Genomic DNA, 17,127 nt, shown 5'->3' on the forward strand with positions numbered 1-17,127 from the left:
GGGAGTGTCCGATTTGAAGCAATATTTACAGCTATGTGAACATATCTTAAAAAACGGTACCGTTAAGGGAGATCGAACAGGTACAGGAACAATCAGCACCTTCGGTTATCAAATGAGATTTAATTTGGCAGAAGGGTTTCCTCTGATAACAACTAAAAAGCTACATCTTAAATCGATTATTTATGAATTGCTTTGGTTTTTAAAAGGTGATACGAATGTTGGCTACCTGCAGGAGAAGGGTGTCCGAATATGGAATGAATGGGCAGATAAGAACGGTGAACTTGGCCCCGTTTATGGACATCAATGGCGTTCCTGGACAGGTGCTGATGGGAAAACGGTCGATCAAATCAGTGAATTAATCGAACAAATAAAAACAAATCCAAACTCAAGAAGGCTGCTTGTTAATGCCTGGAATGTGGCCGAAATCGATAGTATGGCCCTGCCGCCTTGTCATTGCCTGTTTCAATTCTATGTGGCCGATGGAAAGCTATCCTGCCAATTATACCAGCGCTCAGCGGATGTCTTTCTTGGTGTTCCGTTCAATATCGCATCCTATGCGTTGTTAACATTAATGATTGCTCAGGTCTGCGATTTAGAACCAGGGGAATTTATTCACACGTTTGGCGATGTTCATATCTATCAAAACCATCTTGAACAAATCAATCTGCAAATGGATAGAAAACCAAGGCCATTGCCAATCTTAAAAATTAACCCTGCTGTAAAGGATATTTACTCTTTCGATTATGAAGATTTTACCTTAGAAGGGTATGACCCGCATCCACATATTAAAGGAGTGGTCAGTGTATGATTTCTTTTGTTGTCGCAATGGATGAAAATAGAGTCATTGGCAAAGATAATCAATTGCCCTGGTATATACCGGAGGATTTGAAATTTTTTAAAAGGGTGACAATCGGCCACCCGATTGCCATGGGCAGAAAAACACATGAATCCATCGGCCGCGCCCTTCCTGGCAGGGAGAACATCATTATTACCCGGCAGCAGGGCTACCATTCCGAAGGGTGTACTGTTTTTTATTCCATAGAGGATTTTGTTAAGTATTGCCATGAGCAGAACGATGAGATTTTTGTGATTGGCGGGGCAGAAATATTTAATGAGACATTTGAACACGTGGATCGTCTATATGTCACCCTTATTCAAGAAGCATTTGCTGGAGATACGTTTTTCCCCGAATTTAATCTCGAACTTTGGGATTTGTTAAGTTGTGAAAAAGGAATAAAAAATGAAAAAAACCCCTATGATTATGAATTTAGACTTTATGAACGAAAGTCTATTAGAAAAAGCATCAGCTAGTGGCTGGTGCTTTTCATCTATTTAACATTAGAAATAGGAGCCATTTAATTCGTACTCTGTTAATTTTTCAAGCATACCCCTGAATTCCAGTGGATGGCAAAATTCTTCCTCATGGAAATGCGTTTTAACCCAGTCGATTAATTCAATCGGATTATTAAAATATTCCCCGCTTCGATCGCTTTTACGAATGGTATACCTTCCGTTGTCATCATCAATTGTTACCTCTACAGGGAGGGCACCATCAAAACTGCATAGTGAAAATTCCATCCTCTTCACATCCCATCCAAATAGTATAGAAAGTTTCATTAGTATATGTCCCTAATGTTCAAATTATATGCAAAAAAAAAGTAATTGTCAAAATATTTTAAAAATTACACGAACATGGTCAAACATTGACTTAAGTACGGGTAATTGTTAAATTGTCTATAGAGATTCATAAATGAAAATGAAAATGCTAATTATCACTCTGAAAGTAATTTTATTTGATTTTGTGAAAGTACTATGAATTATTGCAGATAAGTAACCAAAAATGACTTTTCGGGCCTATAATCATAGTAGAAAGATATAATATTTGAAGGGGATGTAAATCCATGTTTTCTAATATCGGAATACCCGGATTAATTTTAATTTTAACACTTGCCTTAATTATTTTTGGACCAAAGAAACTTCCGGAAATCGGAAAAGCCTTCGGCCAAACTTTAAAGGAATTTAAGAAGTCGACACGTGAGCTTACAGACGATGTGATGAAAGACATTGAAGAAGATAAGAATAACATGACTAAATAAGGTGTAGGATTTTGTGTCTTACACCTTTTTCTTCTCATGGTTTATACCTATAAGAACGCGTGAAAACTTGTTAATGGCAGGGGAAGTACATGAACGATAAAGAATTAAATTTGGTTGATCATTTAGAGGAATTACGTAAACGGATCATTATATCAGCACTAGCTTTTGTAGTCTTTTTTATCGTTGGTTTTATTTATGTTGACGATATTTATCGATGGTTTGTTGGAGATACAAAACTAATGGTACTTGGTCCCAGTGATATTATGTGGATTTATTTTATGCTTGCGACGGTTGTAGCAGTTGCGGGGACCATACCCGTTCTTGCCTTGCAAATATGGCTGTTTGTTAGACCAGCGTTAAGACCGGTGGAAAGAAGGATTACCTTATCCTATGTTCCAGCGTTGTTTTTCTTATTTTTAATCGGGCTTTCATTTGGTTATTTTGTTATCTTCCCGATGGTCCTTAAGTTTTTAGTGAACATGGGTCAAGGGATGTTTGTTACAAATTTTACGGCCGAAAGATATTTTAGTTTTATTATGAACATGACACTTCCATTCGGGGTATTATTCGAACTTCCAGTGGTTGTTATGTTCCTAACTTCACTTGGAATTATTAATCCGTTTGTGTTATCAAAAATCCGTAAATATGCATATTTCGTTCTTATCATTATTGCTGTCGTTATTACACCGCCAGACTTTATGTCTGATTTTGTTGTAACCCTGCCACTCTTACTTCTTTATGAAATTAGTATTAATTTATCGAAATTTGTTTACCGGAAACGTCTGAAAAAGCAGGAACAAGAAGAAGAGGAAATAATCAAAGCATAAATGAAATGGAGCAAAGACCTTAAGAGATTCCACTCTCTTAAGGTCTTTTCTGCGTTCGAATGGAAAATTATTATTCCAACTTATTAAATGAAAAAAATGTAAAAATGCAGTTGAGATCATTATCCATGCGTTTTCATGTTTTTAGCACATTATAAAGAATAAGCAGTTCTTTATAATGCGCTATATAGTAAGGAAAACGGAGATATAACGATATAAAGGACTAAAAGTGTTCTAAATTAGGAAAATATGGCTATTTTTGAGGTTTTTCAAGCTAGTTATTTTAGCATATACTCAACTTATTGGTTCACTATTAAGAACAAAATAGTTGATATTAATAAGGAAGTAGATGGAGATAATTAACAGGGTTACCCATTTGGTTCTTCATACATCGCGAAAGAAAATCCACTCTTTAGATTGCAACTCCTTATGCAAACATAACAGGACCTTGATAAGGTGAATTCCTCGATCAAGGTCTAATTGAAATTAATAGTACATAACTTTATGAAAATAGCAAATGTAAAGATACATAAAATCCCAATTGAAAGGAGTTGTCCCTCATGTTCAGAAAAATCTGCCCCAAATGCCTGCAGCCATCCTTCAGCAGCAGTGATAGAGATAGATGGATATGTCCTGTCTGCAATATTGATCTCACTCGTGTTACCGCTAAGGACGCTGAAACCCGTAAACAAAGCAACCCGCAATTATTTATTATCAAAAACAGTTATTTCCAACAAAACCGAAAATTGAATGACCGAATCAAACCTTACGTTTTCAAATCATTCGACTAGTAAAACAGGCCATCCATATGTCCTGTTTTTTTGCCTAAGGATCCCAATAATCCAGGTGTAAAAAATTCACAATAATTTTGTAAACCAAGCATAATAAGACACATTTCGAGGCGGATTGGGTGTATAATATAATCAAACGGGTGAAAAAGAGGATTGATATTTTGTTATTCAAAAGCCTAGAGTTCAAAAATGTTGTTGGACAGAAGGTTAAAGTCATGGACATTCCTGTATTGGAGGAAGATAGCACTTATAAATTTATGATCCAAGTCCGTTTACAGACATTTGTTACTTCGCTTTATCGGGAGAAAGGCCTGAAAAAATGCTACTCCTTTAAGGATTATTTGAAAAAGGTCATGAAGTGGCCGGATTATGAACAACTGTTTAAGGTTGGAGAGCTAAAAAATAACGCATAATTCTCTTTCGAGCACTGGTTGGGGTTCCCGACGGTGCTCTTTTGTTTTTACCATTGTGAATAGAATTATTATTATCAGGAAAGGATGGAATTGTTTTAATCAGTTAGTGGAACCTGTATAATACAAGGCAATACTGGTAGGGAAGTGTGTAAATGAACAAAATTAAAATTGTAACCGATTCTACATTGGATATAACCAGAGAAGCAGCTGAAAAGCTTGGTATCATTGTGGTGCCTTTGGCGATAACAATAGATGGAGAAACCTATTTTGAGCGGGTTGATTTAGATCCGGTTGAATTTATTGAAAATATGAGCAGTTCTAAGGAGCTGCCTAAAAGCTCGCAGCCATCAGTTGGTACCTTTCTAGAAGTTTATGACCAACTTGGAAGAGAAGGATATGAGGTATTATCGATCCATATGACCGGCAAAATGAGCGGAACCGTTCGCTCCGCTGAAAGTGCTGCGCAAATGTCAGAGACGAAGGTAACGGTGGTTGATTCCAGGTTTATTTCGAAAGCCCTTTCCTTCCAGGTGAAGGAAGCTGCCGCGTTGGCAGAACAGGGGAAAAGTATGGAGGAAATTGTTGACCGTCTCGAAACCATCCGTGAACATACAAAATTATACATAATGGTAGACACCTTGGAGAATCTTGTAAAGGGTGGACGAATCGGGAAAGGTAAGGCCTTTATCGGTTCTCTTTTAAATATCAAGCCGATTGCATCGCTTGAAGGGGCAGAATATTCGCCGGTAACTAAGGTCCGCAGCCATTCCCAGGTCGTTAAATTTATGGCCAAGCAGTTTGCGGAAGATGTCAAAGGAAAAACCATCCGAGGTGTCGGAATTGCCCACGCTGAGGCCCACGAGCTTTCCGCCAAAATAAAAGACAGTATTTTCGAATTAACGGGGTTTCAAAACGTAGAAATTGATTATACAGGACCAACTGTCAGTACACATACCGGGCCTGGTGCCCTTGCTTTAATGTATTATTTTGAATAATGAGCTCTAACGAAGGATGGTGCAAAACTATCCTTTTTTCAAAATGCCACAAACATAAAATGGACTGTTAAGGAGATTGCTACAATCATTCGGACAGGGATAATCGATTAAAGTGTGTTTGCTTTCTTCTTTTTCAAATCTTTGTTAAACTAATCACTGAATGGAAATGAAGAAGGTTCAGGTGATTATATGAAATGTCGTTTTGCCGTAATATTGTTAATCATGACTACTGTTTTATTATCGGCCTGTGGGCAGGAGAAAATTGAAAATGCCGTTAATTGGCCTGTAAAGGACTTTTCGGCAACAACTCAGGAAAATAAGCCATTTGGCTTAAAGGATTTAAAGGGTAAGGTGTGGATTTCCGACTTTATTTTTACAAGCTGTGCGGATGTATGCCCGCCAATGACTTCTAATATGACTAAATTACAAAAGAAGGTCAACGATGAGGGCCTGAAGAATGTTGAATTCGTCTCTTTTAGTGTTGACCCTGCAGTGGATACCCCAGAGGTATTAACCCGTTATGCAAAGCTATTCCAAGTTAATTTCTCTAATTGGACTTTTCTAACAGGGTACTCTCAAGCGTTTATTGAAAATTATGCCGCGAAAACATTTAAGACGCTTGTCAAAAAACCTGAAGAGGGCAGTCAGGTCATTCACCAAACATATCTTTATTTAGTGGATAAGGAAGGGAATATCAAAAAATCATATAATGGATTTAAGGATGTTCCTTTTGATGAAATAATTCATGATATCAAAGCGTTACAATAGACCATTTAAATGGTCTGTTTTTTTTGGCAGGAATAGGATATCGTATATACCTGTTTTGAATCATTCATGGCATGTTATAATAAAGTTAGTTTATTAGGCAGGTGAATAAATTGAAAAATCGTTTAACCCTTCTAATTCTCCCGGCATTATTATTCCTATGTTCATGCACTCAAACCGACCAAATGGCGTTTCATCATACCAAGAAAACAACGGTGCAGGTTTTTGAACAGATTCCTCCTGATTTCTTACCACGAAAATTAACGGTAGTATCTGCTGGCGATTCATTAACGCAAGGTGTAGGAGACAGTACACACCAAGGCGGCTACTTGCCTTACTTAAAAATCATGCTTGAAAAAGAAAGAGGAATCCAGGAAGTTGATTTCTATAATTATGGTGTAACGGGAAACCGCACAACACAACTATTAAAAAGGCTGAAAACACCGGAAATGAAAGATGCATTACAAAAAGCGGATTTGGTTATTCTAACTATTGGTGGAAACGATATTATGAAGGTCGTTAGGGACAATATAACCGACCTCCAACTATCCAAATTCACCAAAGAGAAGGAATCCTATCAGACCCATTTAACACAAATTATGGAGGCCATTGTTCAGGAAAATCCACATTCGTCAATCGTATTGGTTGGATTATACAATCCGTTTTCAAAGTGGTTTTCAGATATTAAAGAGATGGATGAAATTGTTGCCGAATGGAATCAAACTGGCCAAAATGTGATTGCCAATTACCCGAATGGCTTTTTTGTCCCAATTGAAGACGTGTTTTTACATGCTAACGAAAATCTGTTGTTTACAGATAATTTTCATCCAAATGACAAAGGATATGAGCTGATTGCACAAAGGTTGAATCAGACTTTAGAAGAGCGTATTTTACCTGAACTCGATAAAAAGCCATACTTGGTCAATACAAGGGAGAATTAGACTTTTTATGAAAAACAAATGGAAAATAGGATTCCTGCTCCTTGTGGGAATCAACCTTTTGTTCGCAATTGTTGTGGTAACGCTGCTTATGAGCCCATCTGAAGGTATGAATAGCAGCAACTTGAAGGGACCAATGGGCGAGTATGTAACCTTTCATGTTAAGTCCAATAAGAATGATCTAAATAAGCTTATCAACCATTATATAAAAGAAGAAGCTGCGGATTCTCCAATTGCATATCGGGTCATCTTAGGGCAAGAGGTAGAACTATATGGGACATTACCGTTTTTTAGTGAAGAATTAAATTTGAAATTAACGTTTGAACCGAAGGCACAAAAAAATGGCGATTTGGTTTTGAAACAAAAATCCATGTCAATTGGCAGCTTAGATATTCCCATTTCAACCGTTTTAAAGTTTATCAGCGATAACTATAAGATTCCCAAGGGAGTTGACATTAGGCCAAATGATAAACTTATTTATGTCAATATGCAGCAGTTGAAACTGAAAAGTGATATTAGGATAAAAGCAAACAAATTTGATTTAAAGAACGATGATATTGTGTTTTCAATATTAGTACCTGTAAAATAGGTGCCTCGTCAATTCGGGGCACCTATTTTTTGATTATATAGGAAATTATAAAATAATTTAGTGAGGATAATAACTTAGAATTAGTTATCTGAATCTAGCTCCAGCGCCCAGCGGCTAGTGGACTTCGCTCTTTTCCCTACGATAAGTCAAGCACGGATGCGCTCCGCTCTCCGTGTTTCCTTTATCTCAGTCAAAGCGCTCCAGTCCATACGCCGCTAAACGGGCGCTTGCGCCTTTTGTTTATATCTCACTCTTTAATCCTTATAAATTGGAATTCGGGTTTTTCATTTGCTAAGCCAACCAGGACAATCGTGTAGCTTTGATTGGGCTTAAAATGCAACTTTGGCATTGGCAGAACAACCGTCTTACTGCCCGCTATTCGTACTTCAAGATCCACTGTCATCGGTGTTAAGCCTAAATATTCTGTTGCCTGCTTGTAGGAAATCGCGGGGAAAACCACATCTCGATCCTTCACAGCAATATCGACAGCAGGGCTGTCAGGTGATAAGTGGATAAAGCGAACTTTTGATTCATTTGCAGGTACTTTCGGTTGATTCTGAAAAACAAGCAGGCGCATTTTTTTTACATGGTCAATGGTTGCCAGCGTGTAGGATTTTCCTGCTTCAACAGTTATTTTTTTATTTAAGACACTATCCACCATATTTCCAGTTGGGTAAATATCTATATGGTATTTACCAGCCTTTAATGAAAAAGGATCACTAACATTTTTAAATGGTAAATCCTTCACTAGTCTTTTCCCATTTATATAGACATCAACATTAGGGGAATTATGTGAAGTGTGAAGGATGCGAATTCTCGCTTCTTCTTGCAGCGATTGGGGATACGTGCGCATAAGATTCATTGCTTTATTCATGTACTTTATATGCTTTAAATAATATTGTGTGTGCAAACTTGGAATGGAATATTTATAAAATTGGGCTAACAAATCATACATTGCCGCTTTTTGAAGATAATCGGAATGAGTTCTTTTTTCGGACATATTATCAACTCCTATCATATGGGTTCACGATAATTTATTCATACTTAATTAGGTAGGTGTCTAACATCTCATCCTGTAATTTAGAATTTTTAGAATTTCTATTTACAAATAAAGAAATTAAACATATACTGTTAACAAATATGTCTGAAAGTGGGTGACGTGCAATGTTAAATGAAAATATGAGAGAATTCCGTGCTTCGAATATTGTTTGCACAGCCCAAAGATTTTCCGTTTAGGAAGATTTACCCTTTATTCCACTATGCGAATAAAACCATGGGCTGTGTGTGCCTATGGTTTTTTATTATGTAAAAAATAATGATTCGCTGGAGGAATAAGGATGAATTTAATTACAATGGGCTTAACGGAAACACTAAAAAATGACTTTGAAATATTAAATACTAGGGATGATATGATTCTTGGCCGAGTAGCACTCGAACATAAGCGAATGTACCGTGTTTGGACGGAGCAGGGGGAATTATTATGTGAAGTTTCGGGCAGGCTCAGCTATAATGCCTTTAATAGGGAGGACTTTCCGGCTGTCGGTGATTGGGTGAGTATAAAGCCTAGGCCTGCTGAAGGAAAGGGCACCATATTGGCTGTTATGCCGCGAAAAAGTAAGTTCTCAAGAAAATCTGCGGGAGGTACTGCAGAAGAGCAAATTGTGGCTGCAAACGTGGATACGGTCTTTCTGGTAAACTCATTAAATGAAGACTTGAATTTAAGAAGGATTGAGCGCTATCTTTTGTTGACTTGGGAAAGTGGTGCAAACCCCGTAATCATTTTAAGTAAAGCCGATCTTTGTCAAGATATAAATGCGTCACTGGCTGAGGTCGAGGCGATTGCCTTTGGAGGTGTGCCCGTGATTCCAATCAGTTCGGAAACAATGAGCGGACTTGAAGATTTAGAGCCGTTTTTACAGCCGGGAAAAACGATAGCCTTGCTAGGCTCATCAGGGGTGGGAAAGTCGACCTTAACCAATCGTCTCTTAGGTGTTGAAAAACAATTCGTTCAGGAGATTCGTTTGGCGGATGATAAAGGGCGCCACACAACGACGCATAGAGAAATGATCCTTCTCCCGAATGGATGTATTTTGATTGATACTCCTGGGATGAGGGAACTGCAGCTATGGGAAAGCTCGGACGGTTTAACAGAAACCTTTTCGGAAATTGAGGAATTAGCTGCCGGGTGCCGCTACCGGGATTGTCAGCATAGAGATGAGCCTGATTGTGCGGTGGTGAAGGCGATTGAAGCCGGTTTGGTTGCTGCTGAGCGCCTGACTAGCTACAACAAGCTGCAAAAGGAGCTTGCGTTTATTGAAAGGAAAGCCGATAAACGTGCACAAGCGGAAGTGAAAAAACAATGGAAAAATATGAACAAACAGATGAAGCAACGGAAAAGCCATTAGTAATAATATTGCCGAAACAGAGATGACCCTGTTTCGGCTTTTTTGTTGTATAGGAAATTATAAAATTATTTAGTGTAGATAACTTTGAATTAGTTTTGAACAGCAGATTTTATTTTTGAGGTAACATTCGGTATACTTTTATTTAAGATGAAAAGGGGTGGGAACGTGGAAAAAGCGAATCAAGTTGCAACGTTTGCCGGTGGTTGTTTTTGGTGTATGGTAAAGCCGTTTGATGAACAGCCAGGCATTAATAGTGTTATTTCCGGATACACGGGAGGAACGGTTGAAAATCCAACGTATCAGCAGGTTTGTACCGATACAACCGGCCATTTTGAAGCCGTACAAATTACGTATGATCCAGAGATTTTTCCATATGAAAAACTGCTCGAATTATTTTGGCAGCAAATCGACCCAACTGACCTTGGTGGGCAGTTTTACGACCGGGGCCAATCATATCAACCGGCAATCTTTTACCATGATAAGACACAAAAAAGGCTGGCTGAAGAATCAAAACAAGCATTGCAGGAAAGCGGACGCTTTCAGAAACCAATTGTGACGCCAATTCTGCCGGCACAAACCTTTTATCCTGCGGAAGAATATCATCAGCAGTACTATAAGAAAAATCGGGCTCATTACGAGTCCTATCACGTTGGATCGGGTCGAGCAGGCTTTATTGAAAAGCATTGGGGGGATAAATAATGCAAAATAAAGATTTGAAAAAAGAATTAACACCAATACAGTATGAAGTAACGCAAAATAAGGGCACCGAGCCTCCTTTTAAAAATGACTATTGGAATGAAACCAGGGATGGAATTTATGTGGATCTTGTTTCCGGGAAGCCACTGTTTAGCTCCCTCGATAAATTTGATGCCGGCTGTGGCTGGCCGAGCTTTACTAAACCGATTCAAGACGAAGAAGTGATTGAAAAGGCCGATTTCAGCCATTTTATGACACGGACAGAAGTAAGGAGCAAATCTGCTGATTCCCATTTAGGCCATGTTTTCAATGACGGCCCAGACCCAACTGGCCTGCGCTATTGTATCAACTCCGCTGCGCTAAGGTTTATTCCGAAAGAGAGATTATCAGTGGAAGGGTACGCGGAATTTATTAAGCTATTTGAAAAAAAATAAAAAGCGGCCCTTCGGCTGCTTTTTTTTTCGGAGTTAATTCACCCCAAAATTTATCATTGCCTTTCAAAATCTAGGCGAATGCACATACAGGTCAAGTACCTAGGACATAAAGTAACAATGAACAGAAACAAATTTTAGAGGAGTGAATGTGAATGTATGGATATGGATATGATGGCTGCTGCGGTTATCCCGCATATCCTGCTGCAGGAGGCGGAGTCGGCTTCGGCTTTGGAGGATTTGCGTTAATTGTTGTATTGTTTATTTTATTAATCATTATTGGAGCGACCTGGATATATTAAATAAACAAGGGGCTGACCCAAGGGATTTTTTCGGAATCAGCCTTTTGCAGCCCACTTTAAATAGTGGGTTCTTTTTTTACAAGAAGGATAGAAATATGTTAAAATAGTAAAAAAAAGGGAAGTTTATCCTCCCTTCCATTCATATATTAACCAATTGTTACCTTTTCCTTTGGATAACCGAACTTCTCCTTGCTGCCTTTACCACGCAATATTAGTAAACAAGTGACGATACCTACTCTTCCTATAAACATTAAGATGATGATGAGGATCTCGCCGAAGGTTGTTAATCTAGGTGTCAGACCCAAGGTTAATCCATTTGTACCAAAAGCAGACGAAACTTCAAAAATGACCTCCATGACTGTGCCCTGCTCTGTAATAGATAGAATTATAATTGAAAATAAACAGAGGAACGAGGCGGTTGCAATAACGATAAATGATTTAAGCACATCTTCACTATGAAGTTCGCGTCTAAAAATTTTGATTGAGCTTTTCCCTTGGGCATAAAAAACAATCGTTAATATGACAATGGCAAACGTTGTTGTCCGAATACCGCCGCTGGCACTGCTTGGCGAGCCGCCAATAAACATTAAAATCGACATAAAAAGCTGGTTGCTAGGTGTAAATTCATTAATATCCATTGTCGCTAACCCAGCACTTTTTGTTGTAGCAGAATTGAACAATGAGTAAAAAAAGGATTCATGCCAGGATTTATTCATAAAAAAGTTATGACTGTCAAGGATGTAAATGAATAATGCACCCGCTGCTGTAAGGGTTACAAACGTTATTGTGGTTAATTTAGTAAACAAGGTAAAATGGAATTTCTTCTTATCTTTTAAACTTAAAAGAAATTCATAAACCTCCACCATTACTGGAAATCCAATGGCTCCAACAATCATTAAGCCAATAACAATCGTCTGAACAATGTAATCATGACTATAAGGGCTTAACGACGCGTCTGTTATATCAAAGCCGGCATTGGTTGTCGCGCTGATCGATGCGAAAAATCCATGTTTAAAAGCAGATATCGGCCGGTCGAAATAATTTAAAAAGCGAATTCCTAAGAGGATCCCACCAATCATTTCAAACGAAACAAAAATAATTAAAATCCGCTTCGCCAACTGGACTAGTCCAGCTAGGTTCGATTGATTTTGATCAATCATAATTAGCTGTCTTTCTTTTAGTCCCACCTTTTTACCTAGCATGATCCAAAGAAATGTACTTAAAGACATAACCCCTAGTCCGCCCAATTGCAGAATTAAACATAAGAGGAATATCCCAAAGTTATTAAAGGTATCTTTCAATGAAATTACACTTAGACCAGTTACACTTATGGCGCTGGCCGAAGTAAACATGGCATCGATAAAACTTAACGAAATATTTTCACGATGGGCAAGAGGAATTTTTAATAAGAGTGTAGAAACGATTAAAGCAGATAAATAAAAAATAACAATCAACTGAATGGTTGATAGTTCCTTCGACTTTAATTTAATTTTTTTAATTGTGTTCATATGATCCATTCCTTAAGTTATCTTTCAGTAATTCTATAATAACATTGGAGAAAAGTAAAAGAAGGTTTTATACATTTCTGATTTATTTCTTCCATCCCCTTTAAAAATCAGATGATAGAATGAAAAATTGCTTCATACAATTGAGTATGGGACTGACTTAATTTGATAAAAGAAAGTGGTGGCAGAGTGGAAAAATCTTTTCTAATTAAACCAATGCTTGATGAAGCATACCCGGTCATTGATTATGGCAAAGGGGTTTATTTATTTGATATGGAAGGGAAAAAGTACCTCGATGCTGCCTCAGGTGCGGTTACGGCAAACATTGGACATGGCACAGTCGAAATCATTGAAGCAATGCAGGAACAGGCGAAAAAAGTCTCCTTTGTATATCGCTCACAATTTACAAGTGAAGCGGCCGAAAAGCTGGCAAAAAAAATTGCAGAATTAACACCGGGTGACTTAAACTGGAGTTTCTTTGTAAATAGTGGGTCGGAAGCAACGGAAACGGCAATGAAAATGGCGATCCAATATTGGCAGGAGCGTGGGATTCAAACAAAAACGAAGGTATTATCAAGATGGGTTAGTTACCACGGGATAACTTTAGGAGCGCTTTCAATGTCGGGGCATACCGGGAGAAGAGCGAGGTTTGTCCCGCTCTTAGAAGATTTTCCAGTCATCAATCCGCCTTATTGCTACCGCTGTCCGTATAATCTTGAAGCCCCGTCTTGCGGGTATTTATGTGCCCATGAGCTGGAAATGGCCATTAAACGGATAGGCAAGGAGCAAATCGCGGCTTTTATTGCCGAACCAGTAATAGGGGCTGCGGGCGGGGCGATTGCTCCCCCTGAGGATTATTTTAAAATCATTAAAAAAATATGTGACGATCATGAAATCCTTCTAATTGCAGATGAAGTAATGACAGGAACTGGCCGGACGGGAACAATGTTGGCATGCGAGCAGTGGGGAATTATTCCTGATATTGTCGCGTTAGGTAAAGGGATGGGTGCGGGTTATGCCCCGATTGCAGCAGCGGTTGCAAGTGAAAAAGTGATGGAGCCCATCCTGGCCGGGTCCAAATCGGTGATGAGCGGACATACGTTAAGCGCCAACCCTCAATCATGTGCGGTTTCCTTAGCAGTTCTCGAGTACTTAGAAAAAAACAAGATTATGAGAGAGGTAGAATGGAAGGGAATTTACCTAAAGGACCAGCTTGAGAAACTAAAAGAACAATTTTCATTTATTGGTGATGTTCGCGGTAAAGGCTTGTTACTTGGAATAGAATTTGTCAAGGATCGGAGCACTAAAATGCCATTCCCTAGAACGGCCTTGATTACACAAACAATAATAGCGCTTGCCAAGGAAAAAGGCCTCCTTGTTTACCCAGCCGGTGCGGGAATTGATGGGGTGAACGGGGATTCTATCATTATTTCTCCTCCCTTAACGATTACAAAAATTGAGATTAAGGAACTCATCTATTTATTAAAAGAAACTTTTGCGGCTTTTTCAAACCAAATTAATGCAGCACTGGAAGGTGATAGTTAAATGAAAAATCCATTCGGGAAAATTACGACATTAGAGGCTGTCATGGAACAATTTCATGATGGAATGACATTGATGTTCGGGGGATTTGGCGGGGTTGGATCACCGCCCACCTTGATTGAGGGAATTCTTAATAAAGGCATTGTTGATATTACCTTGATTGGAAATGATACGGGATTCCCCCACATTGGTATCGGCAAATTAGTCCGTGAGGAAAGGGCCAAGAAGGTGATCGCCTCACATATTGGATCGAACCCAATCGCAGGACAGCTCATGCATACAGGAAAGCTTGAGGTTGAGTTCTCGCCGCAAGGAATCCTGGCCGAAAGGATTCGGGCTGGTGGTGTGGGGTTAGCGGCTTTTTTTTCAGATATTGGAATGGACAATGAACTGGTCTCGAAAAATAAACCCCGTTTTCACCTTGATGGAAAGGACTATCTAATTGAAACTGCGCTGACGGCGGAGGTAGCGATTGTTTATGCGAAAAAGGCAGATGAGTATGGGAATTTAATTTATGACAAAAGTGCCCGCAATACCAATCCACTCGTTGCGATGGCGGGGGATATAACAATTGCGGAAGTAGAAGAAATAGTGCCGCTGGGGAGCCTTGACCCTGATGAAATCATTACGCCGGGTGTGTTCGTTGATTTTGTGATTCCATCGAAGGGGGTGAATTGGAAATGGGCATGGGAGTAGAATTTAGAAACCAAATGGCCAAAAGGGCTGCGGAGGAAATTCAAAATGGAATGGTTGTCAATCTTGGCATAGGCATCCCTTCGCTTGTTCCCAATCATTTAGCTAAGGAGACCATGGTCATGTTTCATGCCGAAAATGGCATCACCGGGATGGGGCCAAGTCCGGCCATAGGGGATGAGGATGAAAATTTATGCAACGCCGGAGGGTTTCCGGTCACGTTAACCAGTGGTGCCTCTTATTGTGATAGTGCGATTTCTTTTGGGATGATTCGCAGAGGCAGGGTAGATATTACTATTTTAGGTTCGCTTGAGGTCAGTCAAAGTGGCGACTTGGCTAATTGGATTGTTCCAGGGAAAAAGGTTCCGGGCATGGGAGGAGCAATGGAGCTCGCTCAAAAAGCTAAAAAAGTTATTGTGGTCATGAATCACAGTGATAAATATGGGAATCCCAAAATTGTTACATCCTGCACCTTGCCATTAACCTCAGCCGGCTGTGTCGACCTTATTATCACGGAGCTGGCAGTTTTCATGGTGACCGAAGAAGGCTTACTTTTGACAGAGCTATTTACCCCATACAGTTTAGAAAATGTGATTGAAAAAACAGGGTGTGAATTTAAAGTAAGTGAAAATGTCCGCGAAATTCCGTATTAAGCTTAAATCTTCCCAAGGGAGTGAATTATTTGAAGAACCATGAGATCCAAATTAAGCAATGGCTGAAGGAGAATCGCGCAAGAGGGGCAAGACTTTTACAAATACTAGTGCGTGAAAATAGTACAAGGGGAAACGAAAGCAGTACGCAGGCGATTGTGATAGAAAAATGCCGTCAGCTCGGACTCACACTCGATATTTGGGAAATCGGCGGTGACGAACTAAAAAATCATGATGCCTATTTTTGTGATCGCCAAAGCTTCGAAGGGAATCCGAATTTGGTAGCAGTGTTAAAGGGCACTGGCGGCGGTAAATCAATCATATTAAATGGTCATATCGATGTCGTTCCTGTTGGCGATGAACAGAGCTGGAATCATGCCCCATTTAGCGGGATGATTGAGTGTGGCAAACTTTATGGAAGAGGAGCAACAGATATGAAGGGCGGGAATGTTGCCCTGCTAATGGCAATCGAGTCGTTAATAGCAAATGGAATTAAGCTTAAAGGGGATGTTATTTTTCAAAGCGTAATTGAAGAAGAAAGTGGCGGAGCGGGGACACTTGCTGCTGTTCTCAGAGGTTACCATGCTGACGGGGCAATCATACCCGAGCCGACCAATATGAAAATCTTCCCCAAGCAGCAGGGTTCAATGTGGTTTAGAATCACGGTGCCAGGTAAAGCGGCACACGGCGGGACGAGGTACGAAGGTGTTAGTGCGATTGAGAAATCGCTCCTTGTGATCCATCGAGTGCAACAGTTAGAGAAAGATAGAAACGCCAAGGTGTCTGACCCTCTTTTTGAAAAAATCCCCATCCCCATTCCCATTAATATTGGCAAGATTACCAGTGGAGAATGGCCATCCTCGGTGCCTGACACTGCCATCATCGAAGGGCGGATGGGGGTAGGGCCGGAAGAAACGATGAAATCCGCACAGCTTGAAATGGAAACGAGCTTGCGAGAATTGGCCGAACAAGATGAGTGGCTACGAGAAAATCCGCCCAAAATTGAGTGGTTTGGCGGCAGATGGATACCTGGAAGTCTTGAGAGTGAACACCCTTTGATGTATGAACTAACGAAATGTTTCCTAGAGGTGAAGGGTGTTAACCCGGTTATTGAAGCAAGTCCGTGGGGGACGGATGGAGGCATTCTTTCTAATGTAGGGAATACACCAGCTGTAATTTTCGGACCTGGTATAACAGAAACGGCCCATGATGCGGATGAGCATATTGTCCTCGAAGATATGTTTGCTGCTAGCGAGATTATTGCTCTTACACTATTAAAATGGTGTGAAGTCGATGATTAGGTCAGGGAAATTTACCCTAATTTATTAAATACTGGTATAATATGAGTTGAGTAGTTGGGGATGTCTGGCTTGTTTCGGTTGTCTAAGAAATTATTAAATAATTTTGTGTATATAACTTTGAAATAGTTATCTGAATTCAGCTCCAGCGCCCAGTGGACTTCGCTCTTTTCCCTACGATAAGTCAAGCACGG

Annotated in this window: 20 protein-coding genes; 17 read left to right on the forward strand and 3 right to left on the reverse strand. The window is 39.6% G+C overall.

Annotated features, from left to right (window positions below):
• Positions 1 to 13: 13 nt before the first annotated feature.
• Both BSO02S_RS01390 and BSO02S_RS01395 read left to right on the forward strand, forming a co-directional pair.
• Positions 14 to 808 (forward strand): thymidylate synthase, encoded by a 795-nt coding sequence (locus tag BSO02S_RS01390; RefSeq protein ID WP_066061267.1) that lies wholly within the window; start codon positions 14 to 16, stop codon positions 806 to 808.
• Positions 805 to 1,311, forward strand: a complete 507-nt coding sequence (locus BSO02S_RS01395) for a dihydrofolate reductase (protein ID WP_066061270.1) — start codon at positions 805 to 807, stop codon at positions 1,309 to 1,311. Before BSO02S_RS01390 ends, BSO02S_RS01395 begins: the two co-directional genes overlap by 4 nt.
• A gap of 27 nt (positions 1,312 to 1,338) precedes the next feature.
• Here BSO02S_RS01395 and BSO02S_RS01400 read toward each other — a convergent pair whose 3' ends face one another.
• A complete protein-coding gene (locus tag BSO02S_RS01400) occupies positions 1,339 to 1,578 on the reverse strand; it encodes a hypothetical protein (protein WP_066061275.1) in 240 nt (79 codons plus the stop codon).
• A gap of 323 nt (positions 1,579 to 1,901) precedes the next feature.
• Here BSO02S_RS01400 and tatA point away from each other — a divergent pair, with 323 nt between their 5' ends.
• The 7 genes from tatA (at position 1,902) to BSO02S_RS01435 (ending at position 7,411) form a co-directional block, all read left to right on the forward strand.
• A complete protein-coding gene (gene tatA, locus BSO02S_RS01405; RefSeq protein ID WP_066061278.1) occupies positions 1,902 to 2,096 on the forward strand; it encodes a twin-arginine translocase TatA/TatE family subunit in 195 nt (64 codons plus the stop codon).
• An 89-nt stretch (positions 2,097 to 2,185) separates the two neighbouring features.
• Complete coding sequence (gene tatC / locus BSO02S_RS01410; RefSeq protein WP_066061281.1) at positions 2,186 to 2,923, forward strand: twin-arginine translocase subunit TatC; 738 nt, start codon at positions 2,186 to 2,188, stop codon at positions 2,921 to 2,923.
• 949 nt (positions 2,924 to 3,872) lie between these two features.
• The gene (locus BSO02S_RS01415) at positions 3,873 to 4,124 is read left to right on the forward strand and encodes a DUF2535 family protein (RefSeq protein ID WP_066061335.1); all 252 of its coding nucleotides are present in this window, start codon (positions 3,873 to 3,875) and stop codon (positions 4,122 to 4,124) included.
• Between the two features lie 152 nt (positions 4,125 to 4,276).
• Positions 4,277 to 5,119, forward strand: a complete 843-nt coding sequence (locus tag BSO02S_RS01420; RefSeq protein ID WP_066061285.1) for a DegV family protein — start codon at positions 4,277 to 4,279, stop codon at positions 5,117 to 5,119.
• A gap of 189 nt (positions 5,120 to 5,308) precedes the next feature.
• Positions 5,309 to 5,887, forward strand: coding sequence for an SCO family protein (locus BSO02S_RS01425; protein WP_066061288.1), 579 nt, complete (start codon positions 5,309 to 5,311; stop codon positions 5,885 to 5,887).
• Positions 5,888 to 5,988: 101 nt separating this feature from the next.
• The gene (locus tag BSO02S_RS01430; RefSeq protein ID WP_235846829.1) at positions 5,989 to 6,825 is read left to right on the forward strand and encodes an SGNH/GDSL hydrolase family protein; all 837 of its coding nucleotides are present in this window, start codon (positions 5,989 to 5,991) and stop codon (positions 6,823 to 6,825) included.
• 7 nt (positions 6,826 to 6,832) lie between these two features.
• Positions 6,833 to 7,411, forward strand: coding sequence for a YpmS family protein (locus BSO02S_RS01435; RefSeq protein ID WP_066061294.1), 579 nt, complete (start codon positions 6,833 to 6,835; stop codon positions 7,409 to 7,411).
• A 247-nt stretch (positions 7,412 to 7,658) separates the two neighbouring features.
• On the opposite strand, the gene BSO02S_RS01440 is transcribed toward BSO02S_RS01435, so the two are convergent.
• Positions 7,659 to 8,411, reverse strand: a complete 753-nt coding sequence (locus tag BSO02S_RS01440; RefSeq protein WP_066061296.1) for a DUF4397 domain-containing protein — start codon at positions 8,409 to 8,411, stop codon at positions 7,659 to 7,661.
• Between the two features lie 337 nt (positions 8,412 to 8,748).
• Here BSO02S_RS01440 and rsgA point away from each other — a divergent pair, with 337 nt between their 5' ends.
• From rsgA to BSO02S_RS26030, 4 genes are all read left to right on the forward strand, one after another.
• The gene (gene rsgA / locus BSO02S_RS01445) at positions 8,749 to 9,816 is read left to right on the forward strand and encodes a ribosome small subunit-dependent GTPase A (RefSeq protein WP_066061301.1); all 1,068 of its coding nucleotides are present in this window, start codon (positions 8,749 to 8,751) and stop codon (positions 9,814 to 9,816) included.
• Between the two features lie 216 nt (positions 9,817 to 10,032).
• A complete protein-coding gene (msrA, locus tag BSO02S_RS01450) occupies positions 10,033 to 10,515 on the forward strand; it encodes a peptide-methionine (S)-S-oxide reductase MsrA (protein ID WP_425320397.1) in 483 nt (160 codons plus the stop codon).
• Positions 10,515 to 10,946: a peptide-methionine (R)-S-oxide reductase MsrB gene (msrB, locus tag BSO02S_RS01455; protein WP_066061307.1), complete on the forward strand. Its 432-nt coding sequence runs from the start codon at positions 10,515 to 10,517 to the stop codon at positions 10,944 to 10,946. The genes msrA and msrB overlap by 1 nt, the downstream gene beginning before the upstream one ends.
• Before the next feature lie 152 nt (positions 10,947 to 11,098).
• Positions 11,099 to 11,245 carry a YjcZ family sporulation protein gene (locus tag BSO02S_RS26030; RefSeq protein WP_084374845.1) on the forward strand — a complete coding sequence of 49 codons (147 nt, stop codon included), beginning with the start codon at positions 11,099 to 11,101 and terminating at the stop codon, positions 11,243 to 11,245.
• A 146-nt stretch (positions 11,246 to 11,391) separates the two neighbouring features.
• Here BSO02S_RS26030 and BSO02S_RS01460 read toward each other — a convergent pair whose 3' ends face one another.
• Entirely contained in the window at positions 11,392 to 12,744 is a 1,353-nt protein-coding gene (locus BSO02S_RS01460) for a TrkH family potassium uptake protein (RefSeq protein WP_425320398.1), read from the reverse strand.
• A gap of 195 nt (positions 12,745 to 12,939) precedes the next feature.
• Here BSO02S_RS01460 and BSO02S_RS01465 point away from each other — a divergent pair, with 195 nt between their 5' ends.
• The 4 genes from BSO02S_RS01465 to BSO02S_RS01480 are packed head-to-tail and all read left to right on the forward strand — an operon-like array spanning position 12,940 to position 16,936.
• Positions 12,940 to 14,295, forward strand: coding sequence for an aspartate aminotransferase family protein (locus BSO02S_RS01465; protein ID WP_066061312.1), 1,356 nt, complete (start codon positions 12,940 to 12,942; stop codon positions 14,293 to 14,295).
• Positions 14,296 to 14,988 (forward strand): CoA transferase subunit A, encoded by a 693-nt coding sequence (locus tag BSO02S_RS01470; protein ID WP_066061315.1) that lies wholly within the window; start codon positions 14,296 to 14,298, stop codon positions 14,986 to 14,988. It begins immediately after the preceding gene.
• Positions 14,973 to 15,638, forward strand: coding sequence for a 3-oxoacid CoA-transferase subunit B (locus tag BSO02S_RS01475; RefSeq protein WP_066061317.1), 666 nt, complete (start codon positions 14,973 to 14,975; stop codon positions 15,636 to 15,638). The genes BSO02S_RS01470 and BSO02S_RS01475 overlap by 16 nt, the downstream gene beginning before the upstream one ends.
• A 29-nt stretch (positions 15,639 to 15,667) precedes the next feature.
• Positions 15,668 to 16,936, forward strand: a complete 1,269-nt coding sequence (locus tag BSO02S_RS01480; RefSeq protein WP_066061320.1) for a peptidase — start codon at positions 15,668 to 15,670, stop codon at positions 16,934 to 16,936.
• Positions 16,937 to 17,127 lie beyond the last annotated feature (191 nt).

The organism is Neobacillus soli NBRC 102451, from assembly GCF_001591665.1.
Taxonomy (GTDB): Bacteria; Bacillota; Bacilli; order Bacillales; family Cytobacillaceae; genus Neobacillus; species Neobacillus soli.